This is a genomic window from Streptomyces sp. E11-3 (assembly GCF_046540415.1).
Taxonomy (GTDB): Bacteria; Actinomycetota; Actinomycetes; order Streptomycetales; family Streptomycetaceae; genus Streptomyces.
Genome location: NZ_JAZGRL010000001.1, coordinates 3,535,046 through 3,547,991 on the forward strand (window position 1 = coordinate 3,535,046; position 12,946 = coordinate 3,547,991).

At 71.6% G+C, this 12,946-nt stretch carries 12 protein-coding genes; 9 read left to right on the top strand and 3 right to left on the bottom strand.

Going from position 1 to position 12,946, the window contains the following annotated elements; genetic code table 11:
* Positions 1-83 precede the first annotated feature (83 nt).
* The 8 genes from U9R90_RS16215 (at position 84) to U9R90_RS16250 (ending at position 9,734) form a co-directional block, all read left to right on the top strand.
* Entirely contained in the window at positions 84-1,091 is a 1,008-nt protein-coding gene (locus U9R90_RS16215; protein WP_411057148.1) for a methyltransferase, read from the top strand.
* Positions 1,092-1,103: 12 nt separating this feature from the next.
* On the top strand, positions 1,104-2,900 hold the full coding sequence (locus U9R90_RS16220) for an ABC transporter ATP-binding protein (protein WP_411057149.1): 1,797 nt from the start codon (positions 1,104-1,106) through the stop codon (positions 2,898-2,900).
* Positions 2,897-3,859 carry an LLM class flavin-dependent oxidoreductase gene (locus U9R90_RS16225; protein WP_411057150.1) on the top strand — a complete coding sequence of 321 codons (963 nt, stop codon included), beginning with the start codon at positions 2,897-2,899 and terminating at the stop codon, positions 3,857-3,859. Before U9R90_RS16220 ends, U9R90_RS16225 begins: the two co-directional genes overlap by 4 nt.
* Entirely contained in the window at positions 3,856-5,331 is a 1,476-nt protein-coding gene (locus tag U9R90_RS16230; protein WP_411057151.1) for a flavoprotein, read from the top strand. The genes U9R90_RS16225 and U9R90_RS16230 overlap by 4 nt, the downstream gene beginning before the upstream one ends.
* Before the next feature lie 17 nt (positions 5,332-5,348).
* Positions 5,349-7,958 carry an insulinase family protein gene (locus U9R90_RS16235; protein WP_411057152.1) on the top strand — a complete coding sequence of 870 codons (2,610 nt, stop codon included), beginning with the start codon at positions 5,349-5,351 and terminating at the stop codon, positions 7,956-7,958.
* 228 nt (positions 7,959-8,186) lie between these two features.
* Entirely contained in the window at positions 8,187-8,831 is a 645-nt protein-coding gene (locus tag U9R90_RS16240) for a hypothetical protein (protein WP_411057153.1), read from the top strand.
* 166 nt (positions 8,832-8,997) lie between these two features.
* On the top strand, positions 8,998-9,354 hold the full coding sequence (locus U9R90_RS16245) for a hypothetical protein (RefSeq protein ID WP_411057154.1): 357 nt from the start codon (positions 8,998-9,000) through the stop codon (positions 9,352-9,354).
* 14 nt (positions 9,355-9,368) lie between these two features.
* The gene (locus tag U9R90_RS16250; RefSeq protein ID WP_411057155.1) at positions 9,369-9,734 is read left to right on the top strand and encodes a zinc ribbon domain-containing protein YjdM; all 366 of its coding nucleotides are present in this window, start codon (positions 9,369-9,371) and stop codon (positions 9,732-9,734) included.
* 104 nt (positions 9,735-9,838) lie between these two features.
* On the opposite strand, the gene U9R90_RS16255 is transcribed toward U9R90_RS16250, so the two are convergent.
* From U9R90_RS16255 to U9R90_RS16265, 3 genes are all read right to left on the bottom strand, one after another.
* Positions 9,839-10,720 carry a GNAT family N-acetyltransferase gene (locus U9R90_RS16255; protein ID WP_411057156.1) on the bottom strand — a complete coding sequence of 294 codons (882 nt, stop codon included), beginning with the start codon at positions 10,718-10,720 and terminating at the stop codon, positions 9,839-9,841.
* Between the two features lie 62 nt (positions 10,721-10,782).
* Entirely contained in the window at positions 10,783-11,712 is a 930-nt protein-coding gene (locus tag U9R90_RS16260) for a VOC family protein (RefSeq protein ID WP_411057157.1), read from the bottom strand.
* A 74-nt stretch (positions 11,713-11,786) separates the two neighbouring features.
* Entirely contained in the window at positions 11,787-12,371 is a 585-nt protein-coding gene (locus U9R90_RS16265) for a dihydrofolate reductase family protein (protein ID WP_411057158.1), read from the bottom strand.
* Between the two features lie 112 nt (positions 12,372-12,483).
* Between U9R90_RS16265 and U9R90_RS16270 the strand changes: the two genes are divergently transcribed.
* Positions 12,484-12,946 (top strand): TetR/AcrR family transcriptional regulator (locus tag U9R90_RS16270; protein ID WP_411057758.1); only part of this gene is annotated, 463 nt, incomplete at its 3' end.

Consider the following 12,946-nt stretch of genomic DNA (forward strand, 5'->3'; position numbering starts at 1 on the left):
GGGGGGGGGGGCCCCCCCCGGGGCCCCCCCCCACCCGGCCCTCGCACATCGTCGTCACCGCAACACAACTGGGGGCACTGGCCATGGACGACCTGGCTCACGTCGAGCAACTCACGGACCTTGCCGATCTACTGCGCCCGGCCGCGGTCCGTGCGGCGGCGACGCTTGGTCTGGCGGACCACATCGCTGCCGGAGTGACCGGCGCAGAGGACCTGGCACGGCGGTGCGACACCCGCGCCGACATCCTCGACAGCCTGCTGCGTTATCTGGTCTCCCTCGAACTGCTGGACCACGACGGAAACGGCGGTTACGTGCTGCGGGACGCCATGCGCCCGTTGCTGACCGACCACCCGCTCTCACTGCGCGAGGCCCTGCGCCTGGACGGTGTGACCGGCAGGTCGGACATGGCACTGGTGGGCCTGGTGCACACCGTCCGGACCGGCGAGCCCGCACACGTGGGGCTGTTCGGCCGCGGCTACTGGGACAGCCTCAACGAGGACTCGGCCTACGTCGAGGCGATCGAGCGCGCCTCGCTGGGGCAACTCGTCTTCGACGCCGAGCTCATCCGCGATGCCTACGACTGGTCGGCCGTAGCCAGCGTCGTCGACGTGGGCGGCAACACCGGCGCGATCCTGACCAGCCTGCTGGACCGGCATCCGCACCTTCGCGGCACGCTCGTCGACCTGCGGAGCGTGGCACGGGTCGCCGCCAAGAACATCACCGCCGCCGGTCTGCAGGACCGGTGCGAGGTTGCCCCCGGCAGCTTCTTCGACCCGCTGCCCGCGGGCCGGGACGTCTACCTGCTCTCCGCGATCCTGGGCGACTGGGACGACGAGCGGGCGGTCTCGATTCTGCGCCGCTGTGCCGAGGCGGCGGGCGAGGCCGGAAAGGTCCTGGTGGCCGACGTCAACCTGGATGTGGTCATGCGAGGCGAGCAGGCGGCCCGGATGGAGCTGTTGCTGCGCGCCATGATGCCCACGCCGGTGCGCACCGTCGCCGAGCTCAAGAGGCTCGGGCACGAGGCGGGACTGCGGGTGACGTGGGAAGGGCCGGTAACCCCGGTCCGGTCGTTGATCGAGTTCTCGGCCTAGGAGATCACTGGTATGAGCACGCCGGTCACGAACACGGATAGGCCCCAGCAGCGGCTGCACATCCTGCACGAGATCTTCCAAGGCCGACGCCCGCAACTGGCAGGCATCCTGCTGCTGTCCCTGGCCGCCACCGCGGCGACGCTGGTGCTGCCGTGGACGGTCGGGAAGCTGCTTGAGGCGATCCAGCAGGACGACGGCCTCACCAAGTGGACCTGGCTCATGGTCGCGGTCGGCCTCGGATCCGCCGCCGCCAACGCCGTGGCCACCTACCTGCTTTCCCGCATGGGCCACCAGCTGATCGGGCGGCTGCGGGTCCGCAGCATGCGGCACTCCATCGGTCTGGGACTGCACGCGGCCCGCCGGGAGGGCACCGGAAACCTCGCGACGCGGCTCACCGCCGACGCCTCCGCGATCAAGAGCGTCGTCGACATCGCCCCGATCCAGCTCCCGATGTCGCTGGTCACCCTGGTCGGCACGATGGTGATCATGGGCGTACTGGACTGGGTCCTGCTCCTGATCACGCTCGGGGCCTTCCTCGTGGCGCTGGCCGTGGTCGCCGTGGTCGTGATCGCGCTGCGCCGCAAGTACGTGGCGATCCAGGACGAGGTCGGCACGCTCACCGAGCACTTCGTCGCGACGATGGAAGCGCTGACCGTGATCAAGGCGCACCGTGCCGAGCGCATCGTGTCGGCCGAGCTGGCCACCCGTGCCGAGCGGGTCGCCCGGTTCGAGGTCGGGGCGTCCGCGTTGGAGGCCCTGATGGTGCCCGTCGTCAACCTGGGCCAGCAGATCGCCCTGGTGGCGGTCATCCTGGGCGGCGGCGCCCGGATCACCGGCGGCGGCCTGGAGTTGGGCACCTTCGTGGCGTTTCTGCTCTACCTGTTCCAGCTCACCGCGCCCCTGATGATGGCGATATCGGCGACGAGCACGATCCAGATGGGCCTGGCGGCCCGTCAGCGCTTCGACGACCTGTTCGCCCTGCCGTCCGAGGAGCTTTCCGCCGGGAAGGCGCTCGGCACATCCCAGTCCCCGGTGGCCGGCGCCCCCGCCGTGCGGTTCGAGAAGGTCGACTTCGCCTACGGCGGGGAGCCCGTGCTGCGGCACGTCGATCTGGCCGTCCCCGCCACCGGACTGACCGCCATGGTCGGGCTCTCCGGCTCCGGCAAGTCCACCGTCCTCGGACTCGTCGAACGGTTCATGGCCCCGCAGGAGGGGCGTATCGAGGTGTTCGGCCGCGACGCGGCTCAGTGGTCCCTGGCCGAGCTGCGCGGCCGGCTCGCCTACGTCGACCAAGGGGCCACCCTGCTGCGAGACACCGTGCGCAACAACCTCACCCTCGGCCAGGAGCGACCGGCGGCCGACGACGTCCTGCTGCGCGCGCTACGGGACGTCGGCCTGGAAGAGGAGATCACCCGGCTGCCGGAAGGCCTGGACACGGTCCTGGGCGGTTCCCACGACCTGTCCGGCGGCCAGCGCCAGCGACTGGCACTGGCCCGGGCGAGCCTCTCGGACGCACCGCTGGTCCTGCTCGACGAACCGTCCTCGCAGCTGGACAGCATCAACGAACTACGGCTTCGCAAGCTCGTCGACGAGATCAGCCAGGACCGGGCCGTACTCGTGGTCGCCCACCGCATCTCCACCGTGCAGCACGCCGACCACGTGATCGTGATGGACGGCGGTCAGGTGACCGCCCAGGGCGCGCACGAGGACCTGATGCTCACCAGCCCCATGTACGCGGAGCTGGTCAGCGGACAGGCACTGGGGACTCCCGAGAACACCACCGCAGCCCTGACTGGAGGCAACCGATGACCACCTACTCGATCATGGCCCCGATCGTCCCCTTCCGCCCGGAGCAGTTGCTGCCGTACGCCGCTCTCACGCAGTGGAGTGACGCGCACCGGCTGTGGCAGGGCCAGGCCCTGGGTAACGACCCGTTCCAGGACTTCACCCACGCCGCTGCCTGCGGCTTCCGTGTGCCCACCGGCACCGGCGTCACCCTGATGCCCCTGCGCCACCCCCAACAGGCCGCCATCCAGGCCCATTCACTGGCGGTAGCCAGCGGCCATCCCGTGGTGGCCGGCTTCGGGCCGGGCGCGGCCGCGTTCCAGCAGAGCCTCATGGGCGCGCCGTACCGCAGCCAGCTCGGTGCGATACGTGAATACGTCTCCGTGATGCGCGCCTTGCTTGAGACGAGCGAGGTCGACCACGTCGGTGAGTACTTCACGTGCCGCTCGCAGTTCGTCACGGTGCCCCGGCCGCCGGTGGAGATCGGCCTGGGCGTCCTCCGCCCCCGCATGGCCCGGCTGGCCGGGGAGATCGCCGACGTCGCGATCACCTGGCTGACGCCTGCCCGGTACATCCGTGATGTCGTGGTGCCCGCGCTCAAGGCCGGGGCAGAGAGCGCGGGGCGCCCCACGCCCCGGGTGGTGGCGATGGTCCCGCTGGCGGTCGCGGCGGCGGACCGTAACCCGGTCGAGCTGGCGTCGATCAGCAACACCGGCCACACCATGCTGCCGCACTACGCCGACATGCTGCGCCGGTCCGGCATCGAGACGTCGACGCAGGACCCGCGCGGCAACGCCGAAGCGCTGCTGGCCGGGGACGCCTTCCTGTACGGCGAGAAGGCAGAACTCGCCGCCCGGCTGCGCGAGTACGCGGACGCGGGCGCGGACGAGATCGTACTGAACGTCACCGGTGTGCACATGAAGTACGGCGAGCGCGCCTCCCTCACGGAGCTCGAAGCCCTGCTGGGGGCGGTCGCACAGTGATCGACGAGCCGTACGCCGAGGTTCCCGAACTGGGGATGAACCGGCTTCTCCTCGTCGTCACGGGTTCCGCCTACGCCTGGTCCACCCCCTACTGGCTGGAGTTGCTGCGCCTGCACTGCCCCGAGCTCGAGGTCCGTGTCGTCCTGACCCGGAGCGCGGAGCGGTTCGTGACGCCGCAGGCCATCGCCGCCCGGGTGGGCGGAGCCGTCTCGTGTGACGTCTGGCCCGACGACGAGGCCACAGCACGGCATGTCGAGTGGGCGGAATGGGCCGAGGCCATCCTCGTCTACCCCGCGACCATGCACTTCATGGCACGCCTCGCGCTGGGGCTGGCGGACAGCCCGGCCCTGCTCGCCGCCCAGTGCACCCGCGCACCGGTCGCCCTGGCGCCCGCCCTGCCGCCGGGCGCCCTGGAAGGCGCCGCGGTCCAGCGGCACTGGACCGCCCTGGCGGCCCGGCCGAACGTCGTGCTGGTACCACCCGTCCCCGGCCGGAGCCTGACCACGGGCCGCGAGGACGCCTGGGTGCCGCCCCCACTGCCCGAGGCGCTCCGGCTGATCGTGGAGCGCCGTGCCGAGGCGGTCGCCGCGACTCCCGAACAGCCTGGTCCCGACGCCGAGTTCGGCACCGGGCTCCTGAGGACCTCCGTCCACGACCTGCCGACCGGCGGCCACCGCTGGCACCGCGAGCCGGGCCCGCTCGCCCCGACCCCCTTCCAGCCCGCCGGAGGCGAGGCGTACCGACTGCTCCGGGGAATCGGGGAGCTCGGCGACGCCCGGCTGGCGATGGGCACCGCCGAGGGCCCGGCCCGCCGCTACGACGTACGCGGCGATGTCTCCGCCGCGCACCTGCTCCTGCGCCAAGGGCCCGCCGCCGAGCTGGCGAAGCACCTGCACGACCTGGGTCGGCTCCTGCGCGCCGTCCACGACCTAGAGCCCCCCGCCGGGCCGCGGACCGGTCCCTCGCGCGGGCTGGCACGCCTCGGCGACTGGCTGACCGGTCGTGCCGCCAGCCCGCGGGCGGCCTGCGCCCAGGGACAGGTGCGCCGGAGCCTCGGTGAGGCGCGCTGGGCCCAGGTGCTCGCCTGGCACAGCCAGACAGTGGCCGATCCCGACACCGCGCTGGCGCACGGTGCGGCCGGCCTCGGATCGCTCATCGTCGACCGTGACACAGGCGGCATCGACCTGCTCGTCGGCGAGGACGTCTGCGGGTCGCCCTGGTACGTCGACCTGGGCTGGGTGGTCGGGGAGCTGGTGGAGCTCCAGTGGCAGGTCGGTGGTGACAAGGGAGCGTGGCAGTCCCTCACCGACGCGTTGTTCGAGGGGTACGGCCGCGACCTCGGTCAGCGATGGAAGCAGATCGCCGCGCTGCGGATCCTGCTCCACGTCCACGACATCGCCGCGTACCTGGAGGACTTCGACCGCGGGTTCGACCACTACTGCGACTTTCTGCGATTTCTCATCGATCTGTAGCGGAGGAGGGTTCCGTGATGACAGGGAGAATCCACAAGACGACCCTCCCCAACGGGCTGCGGGTGGTTCTCGAACGACAACCGGGCTCCCCGCGCACCGCGGTCTGCGTCCACTACGGCGTCGGCTACCGGTCCGAGGGGCCCGAGCGGGAGGGGTTCGCCCATCTCTTCGAGCATCTGATGTTCCGTGGCAGCGCAAGCCTGGCGCCGGGCCGCTTCTTCGAGCACATCCACCCGGTGGGGGGTCAGGCCAACGGAACCACGCACCAGGACTACACCGACTACCACCAGCTGGTCCCGGCAGCGGCGCTGGAACGCGCGCTGTTCAGCGAGGCCGACCGGATGCGGGCGCCGGTATTCACCGAGGAGTCGCTGGCCGAACAGCTCAACGGCATCGAGGAGGAGATCCACCAGGCGGTGACGGCGCGGCCTTACGGCGGGCTGCCCTGGCCGCTGCTGCCCGGCGCGGTCTTCAACCGCTTCGCCAACGCCCATGACGGCTACGGGCGGATGGACCAGCTCCGCACGGCCACCGTCGCCGCGTGCGAGGAGTTCTTCCACGCGCACTACGCACCCGGCAACGCGGTACTCACCGTGGTCGGCGACCACGACCCCGAGCAACTACTGACCTTGGTCGAACGGCACTTCGGGGACATACCGCCGCGCCCGTTCGCCGCCGCGCCGGAGCTTCACGAGCCCAGCCTCGCCGAAGACCGGTGGCAGAGCTGCACGGAGCCGGGAGTGACCGCCGCGGCCATCGCGCTCGGCTACCGGCTGCCCGGCCCCCGGCAGGACATGACGGGCTACCTGGCCCATGCCGTACTGGCCGAAATGATCAGCCATCTCGGTCTGGAGGGCCTCCAGGCCGCGTCGGCCGGCTGCGGAGTCTTCGGACCACTCGACGCCAAGGACCCCGACCTCTTCGTCGTCACCGCCCTGGTGCCTCCCATGGTTCCGCCCCACCACGCGGTGGAGGCGACAACCGAGCGGTGGGCTCTCTGGGCCGACGCGCCTGACTTCGGCCAGGCACAGCGTCAGGCCGTACAGCGCCTGGTCACCGGGCACTACCGCGAGTATGCCGAGGCGTACCAGCGCAGCCGCGCCCTCGGCCGCCTGGAGCTGCTCTTCGGGCGTGCCGAACTGCTCGACGAGTACCCCGCTCTGCTGGCCGAAGTCGGCCCGGAGCAGGTCGCCGCGGCCGCCCGGCACCTCGGCACCGCCCGTAAGGGGATCCTCATCATGACCCCAGGGGCCACCCGGACGCGCCCCGCGCCCGTACGCGAGCCGGGCTCCGTAGCGGCCGCGACAGGCCCCGCCCGCCCCGTCGCCGTACCGGCGGCATCAGCCACCGCGCCCGCCGCGGTCCGCCCGATCCCGCCGCTGGGCGTGCAGCTCCCGCCACACCACGGCCCCCGGTACGAGTCCACGCTCGCGGGCGGAACAGGCGTCGTGGCGGTGCGGGACCTCCGCTCCCCCCTGGTGGAGTTGCGCATGCGGCTCCCCCTGGGTGTGTTGGGGTGGCAGCGCCCGGACGACGTCGACGCCCTGGTCCAGCTGTTGGCCAGGCGCGACCGGGCGACAGCTCGTACGGAGGCCGCGGGCGGGAGCTTCCACCTGGCCGCCGACGGCCAGTGGCTCGATGTCACCGGCTACACCACATCGAGCACGATCGGAGCATGGCTGGAGCGGCTTGCCGAACTGGCCACGCCGGTGAACGGCCCGATGCCCCTGGCGACTTCACCCTCGCGACATCGCGAACCCCAATCGGTGATGGACGCGGCCTTGCGCTGTCACTGGCTGGAGGGTGCGCTTTCGGCGACTGTTCCCAGCGACCTCGGCACGGTGCACGAGTCGATCCTGCGGCGTGGCGGGGGCTGGCTGATCGCCGTCGGAGATCTCGATCCCGAGCGTTTCACCGCCGACGCCGAACGGGCACTGTCCCCATGGTCCCCCCTGCCGTCATCCCACTCGGCCGGGATCGCGTCGCCCGAACGCGGGGCCATCCGGTCGGGGCGAGCCATCCTGGAACTCCACCACCACGCATCGGAAGACGTACAAGTGACGCTGAGCGCGCCGGAACCGGCCGGTGACATCGACGCGGCGGCGCGATACCTGGCCACAGCGGTGGTCGGTGCCCACTACCAGTCCCGGCTGTCGACCCGCGCCCTCGGCACCGGCCTTGAACCCTCGCTCTACGCCGCCCGCGACGTCTGCCTCGACCTCCCCCGGGCCTCCATCAGGGCGACTCTGCCGGAGCGGGACGCGGCAGGTGGCATCGCGGCCATCCGGCAGGCCCTGCGGACGTTCCAGACCACTCCCGTCACCACGGCCGAGCTGGAACCGATCCGTACCTTCTGCGCTGCCCAACTGCTCGGAGCGTTCGACACCCCGGCAGCCAAGGCCGACCTGCTGCGTGATTCCGTGTCCGCCGGCAGACCGGTCGACTGGGCGGAGTGTCTGCCGGACCTCCTCCGCCAGACCACGGCCGCGGAAGTCGGCGCGGCGTGCACGGAACTGTTCCCCGTGGACGCCATGACCCTGGTCGCCCTCGGCAAACCGGGACCGGTCTCCGAAATCACCGCACTGTGGGCCGAGGGACTCGATGACGTGGATGGGGCTGCCTGCTGACACACCGCGTCGGCCGGACCGAGGACGTCGACGGATTCGGCCCTGGTGCTTGCCCAACTCCCGCCTTCATCTCGTGGTTCCGCAGCGGTGGCCCGCGTCCGGGGCTGCCCACAGGCCAGTGCGTACGATCTCGTCAGCGCGGGTCCGCGAGGCCCGTGGGGTGCGTGGGGTGCGTGGGGTGCGCGGGGACGAACGGGGTGGGCAGTGGGCAGGCGTGGTTGGCGTGGATTGTTCCGGCGGCGTCGTGCGGACGAACTGGCCCTGATCGACGCCGACATCACCGCGTTCGGAGAAGAGCTCGCCCGTCATGTGTTCGTCCCGACCGGACAGGACTCCGACGTGCACGTACTCGGGGACTACGAGCGCGCCCTGGAGGCCTACGAGCGGGCGAAGCGCGACTTTGTCGGTGACCGCGACCGCGAGGACGCCGAGGACGTGATGCGCGCCCTGGAGGAGGGTCGGCACGCGCTCGCCTGCGCGCAGGCACGGGCCGCTGGAAAGCCGCTGCCGGCGCGCCGTCCGCTGTGCTTCTTCGACCCGCGGCACGGCCCATCGACCACCGAGGTCCGCTGGACGCCGCCCGAGGGGGCGCCACGTCTCGTCGACGTGTGTGCGGCGGGCGCGGTACGGCTCAAGGAAGGGCACGCGCCCATCGCCACCGGCCGGACTCCGGTGGCCATGACCCGAGCCCCCTCCGCTCAGGCGTACCGCGCCGACCCGCGCGCCGCGCGTGGCACGCCCCCTTGCCGGGAAAGGGTGCGAACTGGCGGCCGTACAAGATCTGGCCTCCCGGCACGCCCGCCGCCCAGCGCGCGGAGGCGTCGGGAAGCCGGGAGGTCGAGCTGGTGCGGCCGGACGCCGAGCGGCCGGTGATCCTGGTGGTACGGCTGGACGCCGGCGGTTCCGCCGAACTCCTCGACCACCCGGGGAAGCGGCACCTGATCAAGCGCGGCAGCAACGCGCGGCGGACGGTCGTACCGCTCCCCCGAACGGCGCCGAGACGGTACGCGTGCGGGTGGAGGGGCGCGGGACATGGCGTATGTGGCTGCAGACACTCGACGACCACGTGCCGGTGCTGGAGTCGAAGCTGAGTTCCAGAGGCCCGTACGTCTTCCGCTACCTCGGCGGACCGGCCACGGTCTCGGTCGACCAGCGCAATGGCGGGACGTTCTGGCTCGAAGAGCTGACGGACCGGTTCGAGTCGGCGGAGCGGCTGATCGCCGGGAAGGGCACCTGCAACGGCAAGGCCCGGCTGAACGGGCCCACCCTCATCCATGTCCGGTCCAGCGCGGACTGGCATGCGAGGATCGCGGGCGGATCCAGGGGGTCCGCTCCGCAGGCCGGCGCTGAGCGATCGGCCCCCGGGCAGCGGCTGCGGCGTCGGCTCCTTGGCTGAAATACACTTTCCCGGTGACCGACACCCTGCCTCCGTGCCCCGAATGCTCCGGCTCGTACACCTACGAGATGGGCGCGCTGCTGATCTGCCCCGAGTGCGGCCATGAGTGGTCGCCCGCCTCCGCCGACGCTGAGGCAGGCGCCGCGGGAGGGGTCGAAGACGGTGTGATCAGGGACGCGGTCGGCAATGTCCTCGCTGACGGCGACACCGTGACGGTCGTCAAGACCCTGAAGGTCAAGGGCAGCCCGTCCGGCATCAAGGCAGGCACGAAGGTGCGCAACATCCGCCTGGTGGAGGGTGTGGACGGGCACGACATCGACTGCAAGGTCGAGGGGTTCGGCCCCATGCAGCTCAAGTCCAGCGTGGTGAAGAAGGCCTGAGCCGGCCCTTCGGTACGACCGGCCGACCGGAGGCCCGGACCGTTGGACGGTCCGGGCCTTCGTCGCTCTCTGTCCCGGTGATGAGGGGCCAGAGCGAGGGCGGCTTACAGGTCTAGCTGGTACTCGTGGGCCGTGTGCGTCGGCAGGTAGCCGAGTTCGTCGTTGACGCGCCGCATGTACGGGTTGTTGTCGGCGGTGTCGGTCAGCAGGCCGCCGAGGCGGGGGTGGCGTTCGCGGGCCCGGACGATCGAGGCGGCCTTCATCCAGCGGGCCAGGCCGCGGCCGCGGTGCTCGGGCAGCACTGCCGTGCCGTAGTGCTGGGCGTCGCCCGTCCCGTTGCCGGGGACGACCAGTTCGGTGAAGCCGACGATGGCACCGTCCGACCGGTCGATGGCCGCCACGGTGTGCAGGATGTCGCCGCGTGCGGCGACGGCGGCGGCCGCCGCCCGTACCCGGTCGAGGTCCCAGACCACCGTGCCGTAGTGGACGGCGCCCATCGGCATGTCGTCCATGGCCCGGCGCGACGCCACGAAGGTGTCGGCGAGTCCGTCGGGCACCGTCCCCTCCCACTGCTCCAGCCGGTAGCCGGCGTGCGGCTTCTCGACGGCGGCGGTGAGCGCGGGGAGGTCCGCCTCGGTCAGCGGCAGCCGGGCGTACGTGAGGGTCAGCGCGGTGCGAAAGCCTCTGGCGGTGAGGAAGGCGGCGCCGGGGGATCCGGCCCCGGCCTGGGCGATGACGGTGGTCCGGCCGTCCTGGCGGGCGGCGGCGACGGCCGCGTCGAGCAGCTGGGTGCCCGCCCGCCCGCGCCGTTCGGCGGGGTGGACCTGAACGTCCAGTTCGGCGAGGTGGCGCTGGCCCTCCCCCGTACACAGGCGCAGGAAGGCGTATCCGGCGGGCCTGCTGTCGGGGCCGGAGGCCAGCCAGGCCAGGCGGCGGCCGGCGGAGGTCTCCTCGGGGTCGGTCAGGGCGGTGATGCGTACGGACAAGCTGTCTCCGTCAGGGGAAGGACTGCGAGGGATGGGGTGGGGTCGGTTCCGCGCCGGGGCGGTCACTGCGCCCAGGGCAGGATGCGGGTGCCCTCGGTGCCGGGCACCGAGACCACACCGTCCGCACGCATGGCGACATGGGCCTCGGCGGCCTGCGGGGCGTGGACCTGGCGGAGCACGTTGGGTGGCAGGACGAAGGTCTGCCCGGCCGAGATCTTCTCGGTGCGGCCGTCGCAGGTGACGTCGAGGGCGCCGGTGGTCACCGTCCAGACCTGTTCGCGGCTGACGTCGTGCTCGGGGCCGGTCTGGCCGGGCTCCATCGCGACCGTCCAGGTGCTGAGTTCCGTGCTGCCCCGGCTGGGGGCGGCCAGACCGGTCATGCGGGCGTTCGGGGACTCGGTGACGTTCTCCGCGGTGGGGGTGATCACGGGCATGGCGGGCGCCTCAGCCTGCGCGGGTGCCTCACCCTGCGCGGGTGCCTCGGCCTGCGCTGGCTGATCGCCCGGCGCGGGTGCCTCACCCTGCGCTGGCTGATCGCCCTGCGCGTGCTCGCCCTGCCCGGGCTCGTCGGACGCGGGCTCGTCAGACGCGGCCCATTCGACGAACTGGACGACCACGCCGTTCGGGTCGGTGAGCTGGAACAGCCGCTCGCCCCAGGGCTCTTCGCGCAGCGGCATGGTGATCGGGGCGCCGGCAGCGCGCAGGCGCTGTTCCTCCGCCTCGATACCGGTGACGGTGAACGCGAGGATCAGGCCCGTGGCCTGCTGGTCGCGCTGCTCGGGCGGGAGCACCTCGTTGCCGCGGCGCAGCAGCACGATGTCGGCGGCGGCATCATCGCGGGTCAGGGACGCGAAGCCGTCGGCGGCCATGGCGACCTGGTAGCCGAGGTGGGTGCGGAAGAACTCACACGAGGTGTCTACGTCGGCGACGGTCAGGGACAGGGTGGAAGCGGTGACGTTCAGGGCAACTCCTGGCAGGTGTGGGCGTGGCACGTGCCTGCGTGGCAGGTGCGGGCGGTGCGTCGCGTGCGAGGGTCCTGGGCGGGTGCGGCCTGCGGCCTGCGGCTCTAGTCGGACGTCTTGGCGTACGTGAGGACGACGTTGCCGCCCTCGAACACACGGCTGTCCGCGAGCCGGAACGTGCGCGCCGAGAAGTCGGCACGGAAGAGCGGGATGCCGGTACCGGCCACGATCGGGTACTGCTTGACGATCAACTCGTCGACCTCGGGCAGGAGTTGACCCGCCAGGTCGGCGCCGCCGCAGAGCCAGATCCCGAGCCCGTCCTCCTGCTTGAGCTTGCGAACCACGGAGAGCGGGTCCTCGTCGGTGACCTCGACCGCCGGGTCCGGGCTGGTGGTGAGCGAGCGGGAGAAGACGATCTGCCGCAGGTGGGCGTACGGGCTGGTGAGGCCTACCGCCAGGCCCGGGTCGTACGTACCGCGCCCCATCACGACCGTGTCGAAGCGCGTGTTGGGCGCGTCCGCGACGCCGAGCGCCGCGCGGCCCGGCGTGGGGAGGGTCTCCGCGAACTCGGTGGTCAGCAGGGGCAGGTAGTCCTCGGTGACGTGCGGCGTGAAGAAGTCGAAGTCGCCGTCGGGGGCGGCGATGTAGCCGTCGATGGTGGTGCCGATGAAGTAGGTGAGCTTGCGCATCCCTGTCCGTTCACTCGGTAGAATTTTGCAACGGACGTAACTTTAACCACGACCACCTGATCGGTCAAGCATATTTTTATGCTGGATGTAAGATTGCTCCATGACTACTGAGATGGGGCTCCGTGAGTCCAAGAAGCAGGAGACCAGGCAGCTGATCTCCGACTGTGGCACCAGGCTGTTCATCGAGCAGGGTTTCGAGCAGACCACCATCGCCGAGATCGCCGCCGCGGCCCGCGTGTCCAAGAAGACGGTGACCAACTACTTCCCCCGCAAGGAAGACCTGGCCCTCGACCACCACGAGGCGTTCACCGAGGGCCTGGCCCAGGCCGTCGCCGAGCGCGCACCCGGCGAAGCGCCGCTCACCGCCCTGGGGCGGACGTTCCGCACCGCCCTGCTGGAACACAGCCCCGTCGTCGGCTTCACCGGCCACGCGTTCGCCCGTATGGTCGCCGACAGCCCCACCCTCACCGCCCGGCTGCGCGAACTGCACGACCTGCGGGAGGAGGCGCTCGCCGCGGCACTGGCCGACGCCGCCGCGGACCCGGCCTCGGACCCCGCCCCGGACACCGCCCCAG